This is a genomic window from Deltaproteobacteria bacterium (genome assembly GCA_016180845.1).
Classification (GTDB): domain Bacteria; phylum UBA10199; class UBA10199; order JACPAL01; family JACPAL01; genus JACPAK01.
On the sequence record JACPAK010000007.1, the window covers coordinates 22,840 to 39,029 of the forward strand.

The following is a 16,190-nucleotide window of genomic DNA, read 5'->3' on the forward strand; positions in this document are numbered from 1 at the left end:
GATTAATTAAAGAATATATCGAGAGAGATCAACATCTTTGACAATTTCGGAAAGATGATTACGGACATACTGACCATCAATCACGATCTTTTGGTTCGACATCTCTGAGGCAGCGAAGAGAATTTCATCCAACACCTTTTCCATCAGGGTATGGAGACGCCTCGCGCCGATATTTTCAGTCCTTTCATTCACGAGAACCGCAAACTTCGCGATCTCTTCCGCAGCATCATGGGTAAATTCGAGGTTTAACTTTTCCGTTCTCATGAGTTCAATATACTGCGTGATCAGTGAGTTCTTCGGCTCTTCAAGGATTCTTAAAAAATCATCTTTGGAAAGCGACTTCAGCTCAACCCGGATCGGAAATCTCCCCTGAAGCTCCGGGATCAGATCCGAAGGTTTCGACACATGAAACGCCCCGGCGGCAATAAAAAGGATATGATCGGTTCGGACCATTCCGTATTTTGTCGAGACGGTCGATCCTTCGACGATCGGGAGAATATCCCTCTGAACCCCTTCACGAGAGACATCGGGCCCCCGCCCCGCCGCCTCACGCCCGGCGATCTTGTCGATCTCATCCAAAAAAACGATCCCATTCTGCTCCACGCGCTCGATCGCCTTTCGAATGACATTATCCATATCAATCATCTTCGAGCTCTCTTCTTGAGTCAGAATCCTGAGCGCCTCTCCCAGGCGAACCTTCCGCTTCTTTTTGTTTTTGGGCATCAAATTGCCGAACATCTCTTTGAGATTCATTCCCATCTCTTCGAGCGGCAAGCCCCCCGAGGAAACGATCTCGACCAACTGCAAAGGTTGCGAGGAGATTTCCAACTCCACCATCTGTTCGTCGAGTTTTCCTGCGCGAAGAAGAGACCGGAGGTCCTGATCCAGAAGAACAGGATCGGCATTTCGACGACTCGCCATATTCGTCAAGAGATCAAGAACCCGCTCCTCGGCGACCTCCTGAGCCCTGACCGCAACCCTCTCGTGCTCTTCTTCACGCACCATTTTTACAGCCAGTTCCGTCAGTTCCCGAATCATCGATTCCACATCTTTTCCGACATAGCCAACCTCGGTAAATTTCGAGGCCTCTACCTTCACAAAAGGGGCCCCTGCCAGTTTTGAAAGTCGCCTCGCAATTTCGGTCTTTCCGACACCAGTTGGTCCGATCATGATGATGTTTTTGGGGGCGATTTCGTCGCGAAGGTCTTTCGGAACCTGCTGGCGACGCCAGCGATTTCGAAGCGCAATCGCCACCGCCCGCTTCGCCTCTTTTTGGCCAATAATGTACTTGTCCAATTCTGAGACGATTTCGCGAGGGGTAAAACTTCTTAATGATTCTGAATTCATCCCTAAATCTCCTGGACGGTGATATTTTCGTTTGTGAATACGCAGATTTCCGAGGCGATCTTCAAGGATCTTTCGGCAACCTCACGCGCATTTAGCTTCGTCTCTCGAAGCATCGCACGGGCAGCGGCAAGCGCGTAAGGTCCACCCGAGCCGATCGCCGCCACGCCATCATCAGGCTCCACCACATCCCCATTCCCGGAAATGGTCAGGATTTTTGAACGATCCCCCACCAACAGAAGCGCCTCAAGCCGACGCAGCATCTTGTCTGTTCTCCACTCCTTGGCCAATTCAATAGAGGCGCGAACGACATTGCCATTATACTCTTCCAATTTTCCCTCAAATTTTTCGAAGAGTGTCAACGCATCGGCCGTCGATCCGGCAAAACCGGAAAGCACGGTGTCGTTCCGCATGGTACGAATCTTTGTCGCCTTTGCCTTCAAGATCGTATTCCCAACAGAGACCTGCCCGTCCGCGGCGAATGCTAATTTTCCATCGCGCAGGACAGCAAGAACTGTCGTGCTCCGAATTAAAATCTCACCCTTCGGGGGGGATTTAAGCCTTTGGATGTGCCTTATCATAAACCTCCATCAATTGTTGCAAACTCACATGCGTATATCTCTGCGTCGTCGACAAACTCGCATGTCCCAGAAGTTCCTGAATCCCCCGGAGATCCGCCCCCCCCTCCATCAGATGAGTCGCATAGCTGTGACGCAAGGTATGGGGGGTGACCTTCTTGAGCATCCCGGCCTTTAAACCGCGTTTTTTTACCATTCTCTGAATAGAGCGGGCTGTCAATCGAAACAACTTTCCTTTCTCAACCCCCTCATTCGATGACAAATAATCCTCCAAGGCAGCATGTGCCTTGCTTCCAATCGGGACAAGACGTTCTTTATTTCCCTTTCCGAGAACCTTGACCCATCCTTCCCTAAGATCGACATCCTCCTTTTTAAGTCGAACCAGCTCTCCGACACGCAGCCCACAACCATAGAGAAGCTCCAGAATCGCCCGATCCCTCTTCCCTGCCGGCCCCTCGACCAATCGAAACGCCTCATCGACCGAGATCACATTCGGGATCTTTGTCGGAATCTTTGGGAGTGAAATTTCAGCGACCGGAGATGATTTTAAAATCCCCTGTTTCACGAGGAAACGGAAAAAAACCTTCAACGTCGAGATCTTCCTCGCGATGCTCACCGCCTGACGGCCCTGGTAAAGGGAGGAGATAAAACTCCGAAGCGTGATAAGATCCACCTTCTTCAAATCTTTTTCTTTCAGAAACGAAAAGAGTTGCCGAAGGTCATGATGATAACTGGCAATGGTGTTTGCCGAGTATCCTTTTTGAGCAAGATGTTTCTCAAACAGTATCAGCAGGCTGGGCATCCGATGATTTTGTGTAATCACATCCTTTTTTCGGACAACGGATTTCATCTCCACTCTTCTTTCTCTTAACAACTAAAAATGCCGATCCACAGGTGGGACAGGGTTCGTTAATCGGCCGATCCCACGTCGCAAATTTACACTTGGGATACTGCATGCATCCATAAAAAGACAACCCCCGCTTTGTTTTTCTCTCAACAAGCTTCCCGCTACAGTCCGGACAGTTGATCCCGATCGACAAGGCTCGCGTCGTCTTGCAGGTGGGGTAATTCGAACAGGCGAGAAATTTACCGAATTTTCCCGACTTGATGATCATCTGCCCGCCGCAGGTCGAGCAAAATTCACCCGTGACCTCAAGTTTGAGAAGCGTAATATCTCCGGAATCATTTCGCTCAAACTCACGCGTGTAGCGACATTCCGGATAATTCGAACAGGCGATAAATTCACCACGTCGTCCCCACTTGATCATCATCGGACTACCGCATTTTTCACAAGAAAGATCGGTTTTGATCTCCTGACGCTTGATATCCTTCATGTGAATCTTCGCCCGCGCCAAGGTTTTTTCAAAAGGTTTGTAGAAATCATTCAGCGTCTCGACATAAGTCCGGCGCCCCTCTTCGACCTCATCGAGCTCTTCCTCCATTTGAGCGGTAAACTGCACATTCAAAATCTCCGGAAAGCTTTCGACCAGCAGATCATTCACGATCCCGCCGAGCTGTGTTGGGCAGAAGACATTCCTCTCCTTCTTCACATACTGTTTATCAACAATCGTGGAGAGGATGGCAGCGTATGTGGAGGGACGACCGATCCCTTTTTCCTCCAATTCCTTGATGAGTGAGGCCTCCGTAAATCGGGGCGGTGGTTCGGTGAAATGCTGTTCCGGTTTCGAATCGAGAATCGTGAGAGAGGAACCTTCCGCAAGATCCGGAAGAATCCCTTCCTCCGCCTCTTCCTCTCCTTCCTTCAGATCGACCTCCCGATCGATCTGATAAACGGCAAGAAACCCGGGGAATTTAATCTGCGATCCGCTTGCGCGTAAGCCGTAGTCCCCTGATTGAATTTCAAATGTCGTTTGATCAAAAACCGCGGAAGCCATCTGGGAGGCGAGAAATCGCTTCCAGATCAGGTCGTAGAGTTTTATTTGATCTTTGCTTAAGAAAGAGTGGACCTTTTCCGGGGAATGATCGAGCGATGTCGGCCGAATCGCCTCATGGGCATCCTGAGCCGCCTTTTTGTTTTTGAAATAATTAGGCCCCTCCGGCAGAAAATCTTTACCAAATTTTTTGGCAATAATATCTCGGACCTCATTGATGACATCATTTGAGACACGTGTCGAATCGGTCCTCATATAGGTAATGAGACCGACCGGTCCTTCCTCACCCAACTCAATCCCTTCGTAGAGCTGTTGCGCAATCATCATTGTCTTTTTCGGACTGAACCCAAGCTTTTGGGAGGCATCCTGCTGGAGACGGCTGGTAATGAAAGGGGCCGGGGCGTGCCGACGGCGCTCCTTCTTGATCACCTTTCCCAGGATTAACTTCGAAGGACGAACCTCTGCTTCAATCTTCTTCGCCTCTCCGGCATTCGAGATCGCCAGTTTTTCCCCTTTGTAATTAATGACGCGTGCGAGAAAGGGGGGTGGTTTTTCTCCCTGAAGAGAAAAATCAAGACTCCAATACTCTTCCGCTTTGAACGCCTTGATCTCTTTTTCCCGCTCGCAGACGAGCCGAACCGCGACAGACTGAACACGCCCTGCAGAAAGCCCCCTTTTCACCTTATCCCACAAGAGAGGGCTGATCTGATATCCGACGATCCGATCAAGGATTCTGCGTGCCTGTTGGGCCTCATAGAGATTTTTATCGAGCTCTTTTGGATGTGTTAAAGCCTCTTGAATCGCCTTTTTGGTGATTTCATGGACCAAAATTCGACGGATTGTTTTTTTCTTCAATTTTTTCTGGAGTTCCTCAGCCAGATGCCAGGCAATCGCCTCTCCTTCACGGTCCGGGTCGCAGGCAAGGAAGATATGATCGGCGTTCGAAGCGGCGGTCTGGATCTCCTTGATCACTTTTTTCTTGGAGGCCAGGACAACATAGGTGGGGGAAAACTGATTTTTGATATCAACCCCAAGCTCCCCCTTCGGCAGGTCTTTGATATGACCGACGGAGGCCTTTACCTGATACCCTTTCCCCAAATACTTCGCGATCGTCTGGGCCTTCGTTGGCGATTCGACGATCACAAGCGATTTAGCCATTACAAAACCCTCTCATACCGTCCGCCCGGCAGGGAACGGATTTTTTTGTCAATTTCCATATGAATCAAAAGTGAGCTCAGGTCTTCAATGACCAGACCTGTCGCCTCAACAATTTCATCGACCGATCGAGCCTCTGCCAAAAGGTCCAGGATCTGCCTCTCCTCCGGAGAAGAAACCGTCTCTTCAAAAGTTTTTTTCGAGAGTGGAAGTTTAAGTTCTTGAAAAAGATCTTCCGTCGAGAGCAGAGGAGTCGCTCCATTCTGGATCAGGCGATTGGTCCCAGCACTGACAGGAGAATCAATATTGCCGGGAACAGCAAAAACCTCCCTCCCCTGAGACAAGGCCCATTCTGCTGTGATCAATGCCCCACTCCTTTCGGCTGCCTCCACAACCACAACAGCTGAAGAAAGTCCACTGATAATCCGATTCCTCTGGGGAAACGTCCAGTCTGCAGAAGGTGTTTCCGGGGGCCACTCACTGATCACAATTCCTGAACGGATAATCTCTTGCTTCAACCCCAAGTTTTTCTGCGGATACGGGAAATTAATTCCACAACCCAAGACCGCAATCGTCTTTCCGCCTCCTGCCAGCGCCCCGCGATGGGCCTCTGTATCGATCCCATACGCAAGTCCACTCACAACAATCACTCCCCTCTCCGCTAACTCCTTCGCGATCCTGAAGGCAGTTTTCTTCCCATACACCGTTGGCTCTCGACTTCCGACCAAGGCTATCTTGGTCCCTTGATTGAAAAGCGCAAGATCTCCTTCTACCCAAAGTTCTGGTGGCGGATTCTCTATAGAATGGAGAATTTTGGGGTAATCAGGATTTGATAGTTCCAGTTTTTTTGCCATCCACCCGTTCCCGGAGCTCTTTCCCCACCTTAAAAAAAGGAAGTTTTTTTGGTTTTACTTGAATCGACTCCCCGGTCCTTGGATTCCTGCCGGTATAGGATTGATAATCCTTTACGATGAAGCTCCCCAGACCACGAATTTCAATCCGGTGACCCTTTTTCATCGCCTCGACCATCGAGTCAAAGATCAGATTCACGACATCCTCTGCCCTCTTCCTCGGTATCTTTGTTTTTTCAGCGACAATTTCGATCAAACTGGACTTATTCATGGTCACCTCCCCCTTGAGTCTCGTAATTACCTAGAATTATTTGGAAATTTAACATCCCTGGGAAGATGTGTCAAGGTCAAGGAATTAAAAAATAGAAAATAGAAGAAGAAAAACAGCCTCCCTTCCGGTCGGCCGTTTTTCTTGTGCCCCCTGGCAGAATCGAACTGCCATCTTTGCCTTAGGAGTGCACTGCTCTGTCCATTGAGCTAAGGGGGCAAATGGCGATGTTATTTTTTTACTGCAAGTGATTTCACCACACAACCTTTTTTCATCAGGTTCGACATATCCCTTGTAATTCCGCAGTTGCAGAATAAAAAGAAACTTTTTTTAAAAACTGCCGATTAAACTGCCGATAGTAAAGGTGAGCTGACAAATTATGGTCTCTCCTGTCGATCCAGATAGTGGCGCCTACCTCCCAGGACAGTCCCCCTATGTCGAGGCCAAAAGGGGGCGGTTGGAACTCAAGGGTGCCATCGATGTCGTTGGCAACTTCGTAAAAGGAGACTTCACCTGGCCAAAGTTCAGTGCGATCCGTCATTCGGGGGATCCAAGGGGCTTGATCGATCTTCGAGACAACTGGGTCGGCCGCCTCAATCGCCTCCTTTACTCTCCCCACACGAGCAGTCCGGTCATGCGTTGGCTCAATAACGGTCCACCCGAATCGATACGCAGTAATCCAGTACGACTTGAACAGATCGGAATGGGTGGAAAGATCCTCGGTGTCATCATCTCTGGAGGAGCCCACGTAAGACGGCTCGGAGTCGATCTCAACGCGATGGGAGAGATCACGCCGGAAAATACGACTACCCGGCAAAAGGTTGCAATCTATGCCGATTCATCCTCCGCGATCGCAAATATCTTTACGGCAGCCACCTATGGCATTGGACTCTCGCTTGCGATTTTCAACCGTTCTTCAAAACTCGCCTTCGGGATCCTTTGGGTCCAGATCGCGGCGGTCTGTCTGGGGGAGTCATCGACCTGGATCTTTAATGGAATTGCAACATTCCGGGCCGAGCAAGAGCATCGAAACTTGACCGGCGAGGACAACATGTCGGCGATCGCCTCGGTCCCCTGCGACATTACACTCGGAATCTCAACTTGTTTCCGGAATGCATTTGTCTGGAAAGAGGCGACCCATGCATTTTTCGCGGGACAGGTCGCGGAGGCAAACGGGATGCTCGCGTTTTATTCAGTTGACTATTCGAAGCGTCTGTTCGGTCTTCCTGTCAGAAAGGTCGCACTCACCCTGACTTGGGCGGCCGAGGGGATTCGTACGTTCCTTGATCTCACCTCAATTGTAAATAATTCCTGGCACTATTTTTTCGATCCGAATGATCCTCACCATGATCAGCGGCTCCACAATATCGGCAGTGCGATTATCGGAACCTTTGCCGGCCTTTTTACAATCGCCTCGGTCCCTCTTTTTCTGCATGCCTCATTGGCCCCCTACGGCTTTGCCTGCTATGCCTTCACGACCGCAATCCGGATCGGGCAGAGCGCCTATGACCATACCGGCGAAAAAAGCGTCCGCAAGTCTGTCTGAAAAATTGGTTTGTCAACGAGCGGATAATAAAGATAAGGAAAAACAATGCCTGATTTTGGTTGGCTTTCAATACTACCGGCCCTGACGAGTCTCGGACTGGCCCTGATAACCCGAAGGGTGTTGCTGTCACTCGCCTCGGGCGTCTTCCTGGGGGCGATTCTCCTGTCGGGAGGGAATCTCTTTAAGGGGTTCCTCTTTCTGATCGAGAAGGAGATCTTTGTCCAGATTGCAGACCCTTTCAATGCGCAGATTCTTCTCTTGATGATCCTGATCAACGGTTTTGTCTCGTTGATCCGGGGGTCGGGGGCGATCACCGCCTTTGGCCGGTCGGTCAGCCGCTCGATCAAGGGACCGATCCGGACGCAACTGGCGGCCTGGGTTGGCGGCCTCTGTATCTTCTTTACCGATTCAGGACACAGCCTGATCCTGGGTCCGATCTTTCAACCCCTCTTTCGACAGGCAAAGGTTTGTCGAGAGAAGCTCGCCTATATCCTCGATTCCACCTCGGCGCCTCTCTGTTGTCTGATCCCGTTTATTGGGTGGGGGATTTACTCGACGAGCCTGATCCAGTCGTCCTTTGATTCGCTCGGCATCAAGGACAACAGCTTCTTTACGTTTATTCATGCGATCCCGTTCCAGTTTTATCCGATCCTGATGCTCTTAGCGATCCCGTTGTTTGTCGTTCTGCGTTGGGATTTTCCCCTGATGGAGCGTTTCCAGAGCCGTTTTGTGAGTGCCCCTGAAGCGAAAACCGGCGATCCGGAACCGGATGAAGGGGTTCGTGCCCGAGTCGTCTTGATTCCGATGTTGACCCTGTTTGCAACGATAGCGGCAGGGATTCTTTATTACTGGTTCAGTCTCGGCAATCTGCCGGGTATCAAGATCCGTGTCACGATCATGTGTGCCTATCTGTTTGCGACCGCTGTCTGTGTCGTCCTGATCAGACGCGATGACAAGAAGACGAAACTCACGCCCCTTTATCTCTCCGGCCTCTCCGGGATCTTTCCCGTCCTGGGGATGATTATCCTTGCCTGGGCGCTCGGCGATATTTGTGGCCAGGTTGGAACCGGGCGTTTTATCAGCACCGTGATCGGTTCGGATATTCCGCCGTTTCTTTTCCCGGCAATTGTCTTTCTGATCGGGTCAGTCACCTCGTTTGCCACCGGCACCTCGTGGGGGACATTCGGGATTTTAATGCCGATCGCCCTTCCGATTGCCCATGAGATCGGCGCTCCGATGCTTGTGACCATCGGTGCGGTCTTGAGCGGAGGGGTCTGGGGGGATCACTGCTCTCCGATCTCCGATACGGCAATCCTTGCCTCGATGGCATCTGACTGTCCCCATGCCGACCATATCAACACACAAATTCCTTATGCGACAGCGGCAGGCCTTGCGACACTGCTGGGCTTTGTGATTGCCGGGATCACCCCGAGTTATTGGGTCCTGCTGGCCGGAATCTTTCTTCTGTTGCCTGTTATGTTTCTTCTGGTGACCCTAAGCAAGAAAATCCGATGGGTGGGGAGCAGCGATCATGAAAAAAAAGGGGTTTATTTGGCTCCGGGCCGAGATGAAGGCGTTTGAGAGGAGAACCCCTTTAACACCTTCAGACGCGGCAAGGATTGTTGAACATCGATACGCTGTTACTGTCGAATCATCGGCAGAAAGAATCTTTAATGACGAAGAATACCAGAAGGCTGGTTGCCAAATTGTAGAGGCCGGCTCCTGGCAGTCAGCCCCACCGAATGCCTATATCCTCGGGATCAAGGAGTTGCCGGAAGGACCTTCTCCCATAAAACAGACCCACATCTATTTTGCGCATGTCTATAAAAATCAGCCAGGCGCCAATGCCATTTTAAAGAGATTTAAGGACGGTTCCGGTCTCATTCTGGATCTTGAGTACCTGACCGATCATAAGGGAAGACGCGTGGTCGCCTTCGGAAGATGGGCCGGGTTTGCCGGTGCCGCCCTCGGGCTCGACATCTTCTGTCATCAACAGCGCGACCTCCGGGAACCCTATCCCGCTATCTCGAAATCCTTTACCTCCAATCAATGGACGAAAGATCTCACCAAAAAATTATCCCAGCTTCAAAACAGGCCTCAAATCATTGTCATTGGGGCGAAGGGGAGATCAGGGAGGGGCGCTGTTGAACTGTTTGATTCACTCAATCTCAAAACAACCCAGTGGGATATCGAGGAGACGAGTCGCGGAGGGCCGTTTGAGGAGCTTCTCGATTATGAGATCCTCGTCAACTGTGTCTTTGTCAATGAGAAGAAGCCCCCGTTTCTCACACGTCAATCCCTCGAACGCCGTTCCAGAAGACTCTCTGTGATTGCTGATGTGAGTTGTGATGCGGGAAGCCCCAACAACCCACTCCCGATCTATGAGAAGACAACTCATTTTAAAAACCCTACGCTTCGGCTGATTTCCGGGACACCGCCGCTCGATCTGATGGCGATCGACCACCTGCCGTCTCTCCTTCCGGCGGAGAGCAGCACTGACTTCTCCAGTCAACTGCTTCCTCATCTGATAGATCTACTCGAGTCAGAAGAATTGCCGCCCGTCTGGAGACAGGCACGGGACTGGTTTGAGAGGAATTCTACAAAGACGATGGGGCGAATCGGGTATTTTCCTCAATCCACTTCAAAAAATCCTCATTCCCATCATCAATCTTGAAGAAGGCGATGACTGGAGTCTCATCCTTGTGGATTTGCCTCGTTTCATCAATGATCTTTTTCTGATGCATAGCAACTGTGAAGGCGGACAAATTATAGTAAATCTTTTCCTCTACCTGATGATTCCACCAATATTGAGATTCTCCCTCAGTAATCATCCCCCCAGCCACGAGATGTTTTTCCAAAAGATGGCGTAAAATTTTTTTTGCCTCATCCTTGGTGGTCGCATTGATCAAAACACGGTAATAGTCTGTCATAAAATTATTTTCGTTGTGCCCTCAGCAGGAATCGAACCTGCATCTCAAGCTTCGGAGGCTCGCATACTATCCATTGTACTATGAGGGCTTTTAATACTGAACCAGCGAGAAAATCTCGTATCCTTTTAATTTATCACGTCCGCGAAGATCAGAGAGCTCAATCACAAAATCGATCTCCTGGACAGAGGCCCCGCTCTTCTCGACAAGGTCGCAAGTTGCCTTCGCAGTTCCCCCGGTAGCGAGAAGATCATCCACGACAAGAACCCGACTCCCCGGGTGTACCGCATCCTGATGGATCTCCAAAACATCCGTTCCATACTCCAGCGCATATTCGACCGTCTCCGTCTTGTACGGAAGCTTTCCCTTCTTACGAACCGGGATGAATCCCGTATCGATCCGATAGGCCAAGGCGGCTGCAAAGATAAACCCCCTCGATTCCACACCGACGACATAGTCGATTGATTTCCCAACCGCCCTTTTGGCCAAGGCATCGATCACCCCTTGGAAAGATTTAACGTCTGACAAGAGAGGGGTAATGTCTCTGAAGACAATCCCCTTCTTCGGAAAATCGGGGATATCGCGAATTTTGTTTTTTAATTCCGTGGGTGTCATATTTCCTCCTTAATGAACTTTTGGTAAAAAGAACAAGGGATTACGAGGTTTTTTCCCCTCCCGCACTTCAAAATGAAGATGGGGACCTGTTGCTCGACCTGTACTCCCAACCTTCCCAATCACCTGCCTCTTTTCCACCTTCTGGCCTTTCTTAACGAGGTTTACCGAGTTATGGGCATAGACCGTAAAGAAATTCTTTGAATGTTTCAAGAGAATCAAATTCCCATATCCATGGAGCCTTTTTGAATAGACAACCTCCCCGGCGGCCGCGGCATGAATCGGGGTCCCTCGAGAAGCCCGGATATCGAGCCCATCATGACGCCTTCCCTTGCGAACCCCAAAGACCGATGAGAGATCCCCACGAATCGGCCAAGAGAAACGTCCATGATCGACCTCGATCTTTTCAGGAAAATCTCTGGGAACGAGAGAGGCCGACTTCTGTTTCTTTTTCCAGCGACTTGTCTTGAAACGGCCTGCGCGGACGCCTGGAATAAAAACCGGCCGGCCGATTCTTAATTCTTTCGGATCCTCGATATTATTAAGTTCCGCCAGATCCTGAAGCGGAACTTGATATTTTTCACTAACGGAAAGCAGGGTTTCACCAGGTTGAACCCGATGATAGACACCACGGGCCGTATAGACATTCGCACACGATGACAGGATCAAAAGAGAAAGACCCAAAAGAATTTTTTTCATTCTTCTTTCCAACCGTACTGTCCACATAGCTTTACAAACCGACAACCGATTAATTTTTCCTCCTGAAATCCTTTTTCCCTTTTTGTGATCCGAATCAGCTCTTGATCGGACTCATTCCCGACCGGGATCAGAAGAGATCCACCCTTTTTTAATTGTTCCAGATAAGGAGGAGGAACAGAAGGGGTCGATGCGGTGACGAGGATCCTGTCAAAAGGGGCCTCTTCTGGCCAACCAATCGTCCCATCCCCTATTCTGAGATCAAAATTAATATACCCCAAACGGTAAAGTGTCCTCCGCGCGCGATTCGAAAGTTCCTTCATTCGTTCTATTGAGTAGACGCGTTTGACCAATTCACAAAGAACAGCGGTCTGGTACCCGGATCCGGTCCCAATCTCCAGGACCCTCTCCCCTCCCGTCAGATTCAGACTCTCTGTCATGAAGGCGACCATGTAGGGTTGGGAGATTGTCTGCTTGAGCCCGATGTTCAGGGGACGGTCTTCGTAGGCCTGTGAGGCGAGACCTGGCTCCACAAACTCATGCCGAGGAATCCGCTCCATCACCTCAAGAAGTCGCCCCTCCTGAATCCCCCGCGCGATGAGCTGTTCTTGAATCATTCGTTTTCTGGCAACTGCAAAGTCGATGGACATTTAAAAATCCAATGATTCTCTCTCCAAAAGGTATTGATGATCCGTAAGATCAATCTTCAGCGGTGTAATAGAGACTTTACGAGCCAAAACGGCGCTGCAATCAGAACCTTGTATTCTCTTGAGGACCCGCTCATGACCTCCAATCCAGTAATACTTTCTGCCCCGAGGATCACGATTCTCAAAAATAACCTGCCCATAATCTCTCTTGCCGACACGCGTAAAAACCATCCCCGCTATCTTGGAAGGCTTCAGATTGGGAATATTGACATTCAGAACCATCCCCGCCTGAAGTTTATCCTTAAGGAGCTTTTGGCAAATTGTTTTGGCGATCTCCGATGCGGTGTTCCATAACGGCCTATCTTCACGCCAAACCACCAGAGAAAAGGCGACCGCCTGAATTCCCATCAAAGCCCCTTCGATCGCAGCAGAGACTGTCCCTGAATAATGAATATCGTCGCCCAGATTCGCCCCCCGATTCACGCCGGAGACGACAAGATCCGGTTTTCTTTTGAGGATACGATGAATCGCCAGAAAAATGCAGTCGGTGGGGGTTCCATCTACCGTATAAAGATCGGCCGCCCGGTGCCGAATCCGAAGAGGCCGATGAAGGGTAAGGGAATGACTTGAGGCGCTCTGTTCACGTTCCGGGGCCACCACGACAACATGGGCCAGTGTCCGAAGGACTTTTGCCACGGATTCGATCCCTGCCGATTGATAACCATCATCGTTTGAGAGAAGGATTAATGGTTTTTTCATTTTCTTATTTCAATCACGGTTTTTTGTTTAATTCAAAGAAGTTTTTTGTATAACGGCACTGGAGATGGAATCGCTTATCCTTGCCAAAGAGCTTGTCAAAAAATTTGGGCCGATCACGGCGGTTGATCATGTCTCTTTTGAAGTCAGGAAGGGAGAATGTTTCGGTTTCCTGGGACCAAACGGCGCCGGAAAGACAACGACGATGAGGATGGTTTATGGTTTTTCCCCTCCGACAGCCGGCGCGCTGACCGTTTTTGGACTCTCCGTAGAAAAATCAATTCGGGAGATCAAACGCCGCACCGGCGTCGTCCCTCAAGAGGACAGCCTCGATCCTGAATTGACAGTTCTACAGAACCTGCTGATCTATGCGCGGTATTTTGATCTGCCAACGGACCAGGCAAGGAAACGGGCCGATGACCTTCTCAATTTTTTTCAACTGAAGGAAAAGGCGAAGGGTGAGCCGGACCGGCTATCAGGTGGAATGAAGCGCCGACTCCTGATCGCGCGTGCCCTGATGAACCAACCCGAACTCCTGATCCTCGATGAACCGACCACCGGCCTTGATCCACAATCACGCCATGCGATGTGGGATCAGATCCGGGCGCTTCAGAAACAAGGAGTCACCTCGATTCTGACGACACATTATATGGAGGAGGCGGCTCAACTCTGTGACCGACTCGTGATCATGGATCATGGCAAAATTATTGAAGAAGGGAGACCTCAGGAATTGGTTCAAAAACATGCGACCAAAGATCTGGAGGCTGTCTTCCTGAAACTCACCGGAAGAGAGTTGCGAGAGTAACGATGATCAGATTCCTCCACTATGCCTCAAAGGTCTGGTACAGAGATTTCGTTGTCTGGAGCCGTTATTGGTGGACCAGCCTTATCGGTGCGATCGGAGAACCGGTCCTCTACTTCCTCGCGATTGGCTATGGACTTGGCTCCTTCATTGAATCGATCGAAGGGATGTCCTACATCCAATTCCTCGCGCCAGCGCTGATCTGTTCGAGTGTCATGCACAGCGCCTCGTTCGAAACAACCTACAGTTCGTTTACCCGAATGGATCGTCAGAAAACCTACCACTCGATCGCGGCAACCCCTGTCAGTATCCGTGAGGTGATCGCGGGGGAGATCCTCTGGGGAGGCGCCAAAAGCCTCGTTTCAGGGGGAATCATGTTTCTGGCGGTAGCGTTTCTCGGCTATATCGAGAGCTGGAACGCCCTCTGGTTGATACCGGTTCTGATGATCACCGGCCTCCTCTTTTCCGCCCTTGGGATGTTGATGACCTCGTTTGCGAAGGACTACGATTTCTTTACCTACTATTTCACACTCGTTCTTGAACCAATGTTCCTCTTCTCCGGTACCTTCTTCCCCCTTTCGAAACTTCCCGAATGGGTTCAGCAATCTGCCTGGATTTTACCGCTCTACCATCCGGTGGTTCTTGCGCGCTCGTTTTTCTATGGATATAACAACGGCCATCTCTTCTTAAGTATCCTTTGGCTCATCGTCGTCACCCTGTTTCTCTGTTGGTGGTCGATCAAACGGATGACGAAGAGGTTGTTGGTTTGAGGATTGGTTTTTTTCCTTGAATTTCCACTCTTCCTCCATAAGATGGCGCAGCACTTTAGAAATAGGGGTTATTTAAATATAAGGAGGGGGAATCATGGACATTCTACAGTCACTCTTTCGGTGGATTCACGTTGTGGCCGGCATCATCTGGATCGGGCATCTCTATTTCTTTAACTGGGTGAATGGTCCCTTCGCCGCCACCCTCGATGGAGAGACGAAGAAAAAGGTCGTTCCGGAGCTGATGCCACGTGCCCTCTTCTGGTTCCGATGGGGCGCTGCCTATACATGGGTCACCGGCGTTCTTCTTTTAATGCTTGTGTTCTATCACGGCGGGACCCTCTTTGACGACCCGTCTCAAGGCTGGGGACTTAGTGCCATTATCATGATCCTCGTCGTCTTCGCCTCCCCTTTTATTTACGATGCCTTTGTCAAAACGATCGGAAAGAAGAATCAGAAGGTCGCGACCGTCGTCGGTTTCATTCTGATTTCAGGGATCGTCTGTCTCATGAATGAATGGGCCGGGTTTGGGTATCGCGGTTATGTCATCCATACCGGCACGATGTTCGGGACGATCATGGCGTTCAACGTCTGGTTCCGGATCTGGCCGGCTCAACAAAAGATCATTGCTGCGGTAAAAGGTGGACAGGCACCCGATGCTGAGCTTGTTGCGATGGCAGGCCTCCGATCGCGCCAGAATACCTACTTCTCGATCCCGCTGATCTGGACAATGATCAACGCCCACACCACCTGGGCCTCCGGGAGCAAGATTTTCCTGTTTGCGGTGATCGCCATCGCCTGGTTCGGCACGATGCATCTCTATAAGAGAGCTGGGAAGGTGAAGGGGTTTTAAGGCTCCTGATGGACCACCTGGAGATTGACCCCCCTCTGCCACTCTCGAGTCTCTAGATTCAAAAAGTGCGTGGATAATATAAAAAGATCATTGTTCTCTGAAGCGCTTGCCTGTCTGTAATCAGGCATCTCAAGAGGTTTGAATTTATTTTTCCCTGCTCCCTTTTTCTGTTCTCTCTTTAATCTCTGCTTATCCCATTCAACAAATTGAAGCCCTTTCGTCGTCATCCTCTGCTTCGCAGTCTCAAAATTACTACTGATCCTGAAATAATAGAGTTCAGATCGCTTTGGTTTATCGGCCCTCTCCCTTTTTCCCGCTGATCCCCCCTTCTTTGTCACTGATTTCATCATATCCTCGATCTGCTGACTCTTGGTAGCGTCATAGACCGCCCCTGCAGGAAGGTGCTTCCTCCTCAATTCCTCCAAAAAATTCCCATCCGCCGCATGGAGAATGCCTCCAAACAGAAAAGTGAAGGCGAAGATCAAAACCACCCTCT

Annotated in this window: 18 protein-coding genes and 2 tRNA genes; 6 read left to right on the forward strand and 14 right to left on the reverse strand. The window is 50.2% G+C overall.

Features of this window, described 5'->3' with window-relative positions:
• Positions 1 to 6: 6 nt before the first annotated feature.
• From hslU to HYT76_08920, 7 genes are all read right to left on the reverse strand, one after another.
• Positions 7 to 1,347, reverse strand: a complete 1,341-nt coding sequence (gene hslU, locus HYT76_08890) for an ATP-dependent protease ATPase subunit HslU (GenBank protein ID MBI2083663.1) — start codon at positions 1,345 to 1,347, stop codon at positions 7 to 9.
• A gap of 2 nt (positions 1,348 to 1,349) precedes the next feature.
• Positions 1,350 to 1,925 (reverse strand): ATP-dependent protease subunit HslV, encoded by a 576-nt coding sequence (gene hslV / locus HYT76_08895; GenBank protein MBI2083664.1) that lies wholly within the window; start codon positions 1,923 to 1,925, stop codon positions 1,350 to 1,352.
• Entirely contained in the window at positions 1,900 to 2,724 is an 825-nt protein-coding gene (locus HYT76_08900) for a tyrosine recombinase XerC (protein MBI2083665.1), read from the reverse strand. Before HYT76_08900 ends, hslV begins: the two co-directional genes overlap by 26 nt.
• Positions 2,699 to 4,972: a type I DNA topoisomerase gene (topA, locus tag HYT76_08905; protein MBI2083666.1), complete on the reverse strand. Its 2,274-nt coding sequence runs from the start codon at positions 4,970 to 4,972 to the stop codon at positions 2,699 to 2,701. The genes HYT76_08900 and topA overlap by 26 nt, the downstream gene beginning before the upstream one ends.
• A complete protein-coding gene (dprA, locus tag HYT76_08910; GenBank protein ID MBI2083667.1) occupies positions 4,972 to 5,823 on the reverse strand; it encodes a DNA-protecting protein DprA in 852 nt (283 codons plus the stop codon). Before dprA ends, topA begins: the two co-directional genes overlap by 1 nt.
• Positions 5,792 to 6,091 carry an integration host factor subunit beta gene (locus HYT76_08915; protein ID MBI2083668.1) on the reverse strand — a complete coding sequence of 100 codons (300 nt, stop codon included), beginning with the start codon at positions 6,089 to 6,091 and terminating at the stop codon, positions 5,792 to 5,794. Before HYT76_08915 ends, dprA begins: the two co-directional genes overlap by 32 nt.
• Before the next feature lie 144 nt (positions 6,092 to 6,235).
• Positions 6,236 to 6,307 (reverse strand) — tRNA-Arg (locus tag HYT76_08920).
• Positions 6,308 to 6,467: 160 nt separating this feature from the next.
• On the opposite strand from HYT76_08920, the gene HYT76_08925 reads away from it, so the two are divergent.
• The 3 genes from HYT76_08925 to HYT76_08935 are packed head-to-tail and all read left to right on the forward strand — an operon-like array spanning position 6,468 to position 10,308.
• The gene (locus HYT76_08925) at positions 6,468 to 7,634 is read left to right on the forward strand and encodes a hypothetical protein (protein MBI2083669.1); all 1,167 of its coding nucleotides are present in this window, start codon (positions 6,468 to 6,470) and stop codon (positions 7,632 to 7,634) included.
• Between the two features lie 45 nt (positions 7,635 to 7,679).
• Positions 7,680 to 9,215, forward strand: coding sequence for a hypothetical protein (locus tag HYT76_08930; protein ID MBI2083670.1), 1,536 nt, complete (start codon positions 7,680 to 7,682; stop codon positions 9,213 to 9,215).
• Positions 9,166 to 10,308 (forward strand): saccharopine dehydrogenase, encoded by a 1,143-nt coding sequence (locus HYT76_08935; GenBank protein MBI2083671.1) that lies wholly within the window; start codon positions 9,166 to 9,168, stop codon positions 10,306 to 10,308. The genes HYT76_08930 and HYT76_08935 overlap by 50 nt, the downstream gene beginning before the upstream one ends.
• Here the strand turns inward: HYT76_08935 and HYT76_08940 are convergent.
• The 6 genes from HYT76_08940 to surE form a co-directional block, all read right to left on the reverse strand.
• Positions 10,232 to 10,564: a divalent-cation tolerance protein CutA gene (locus HYT76_08940; protein ID MBI2083672.1), complete on the reverse strand. Its 333-nt coding sequence runs from the start codon at positions 10,562 to 10,564 to the stop codon at positions 10,232 to 10,234. The two genes, HYT76_08935 and HYT76_08940, sit on opposite strands and share 77 nt — an antisense overlap.
• 16 nt (positions 10,565 to 10,580) lie before the next feature.
• Positions 10,581 to 10,652: transfer RNA gene (locus tag HYT76_08945), tRNA-Arg, on the reverse strand.
• A 2-nt stretch (positions 10,653 to 10,654) separates the two neighbouring features.
• Positions 10,655 to 11,176, reverse strand: coding sequence for an adenine phosphoribosyltransferase (locus HYT76_08950; GenBank protein ID MBI2083673.1), 522 nt, complete (start codon positions 11,174 to 11,176; stop codon positions 10,655 to 10,657).
• Positions 11,177 to 11,185: 9 nt separating this feature from the next.
• Positions 11,186 to 11,770, reverse strand: a complete 585-nt coding sequence (locus tag HYT76_08955; protein MBI2083674.1) for a LysM peptidoglycan-binding domain-containing M23 family metallopeptidase — start codon at positions 11,768 to 11,770, stop codon at positions 11,186 to 11,188.
• 98 nt (positions 11,771 to 11,868) lie between these two features.
• On the reverse strand, positions 11,869 to 12,513 hold the full coding sequence (locus HYT76_08960; GenBank protein ID MBI2083675.1) for a protein-L-isoaspartate(D-aspartate) O-methyltransferase: 645 nt from the start codon (positions 12,511 to 12,513) through the stop codon (positions 11,869 to 11,871).
• A gap of 6 nt (positions 12,514 to 12,519) precedes the next feature.
• Positions 12,520 to 13,275, reverse strand: coding sequence for a 5'/3'-nucleotidase SurE (surE, locus tag HYT76_08965; GenBank protein MBI2083676.1), 756 nt, complete (start codon positions 13,273 to 13,275; stop codon positions 12,520 to 12,522).
• A 64-nt stretch (positions 13,276 to 13,339) separates the two neighbouring features.
• On the opposite strand from surE, the gene HYT76_08970 reads away from it, so the two are divergent.
• The 3 genes from HYT76_08970 to HYT76_08980 all read left to right on the forward strand — a co-directional run bounded on the left by HYT76_08970 (position 13,340) and on the right by HYT76_08980 (position 15,694).
• Entirely contained in the window at positions 13,340 to 14,077 is a 738-nt protein-coding gene (locus tag HYT76_08970; protein MBI2083677.1) for an ATP-binding cassette domain-containing protein, read from the forward strand.
• Positions 14,078 to 14,079: 2 nt separating this feature from the next.
• Positions 14,080 to 14,844 carry an ABC transporter permease gene (locus HYT76_08975; GenBank protein ID MBI2083678.1) on the forward strand — a complete coding sequence of 255 codons (765 nt, stop codon included), beginning with the start codon at positions 14,080 to 14,082 and terminating at the stop codon, positions 14,842 to 14,844.
• Positions 14,845 to 14,938: 94 nt separating this feature from the next.
• On the forward strand, positions 14,939 to 15,694 hold the full coding sequence (locus HYT76_08980; GenBank protein ID MBI2083679.1) for a urate hydroxylase PuuD: 756 nt from the start codon (positions 14,939 to 14,941) through the stop codon (positions 15,692 to 15,694).
• On the opposite strand, the gene HYT76_08985 is transcribed toward HYT76_08980, so the two are convergent.
• Positions 15,691 to 16,179 carry a hypothetical protein gene (locus tag HYT76_08985; protein ID MBI2083680.1) on the reverse strand — a complete coding sequence of 163 codons (489 nt, stop codon included), beginning with the start codon at positions 16,177 to 16,179 and terminating at the stop codon, positions 15,691 to 15,693. The two genes, HYT76_08980 and HYT76_08985, sit on opposite strands and share 4 nt — an antisense overlap.
• Between the last annotated feature and the right edge of the window lie 11 nt (positions 16,180 to 16,190).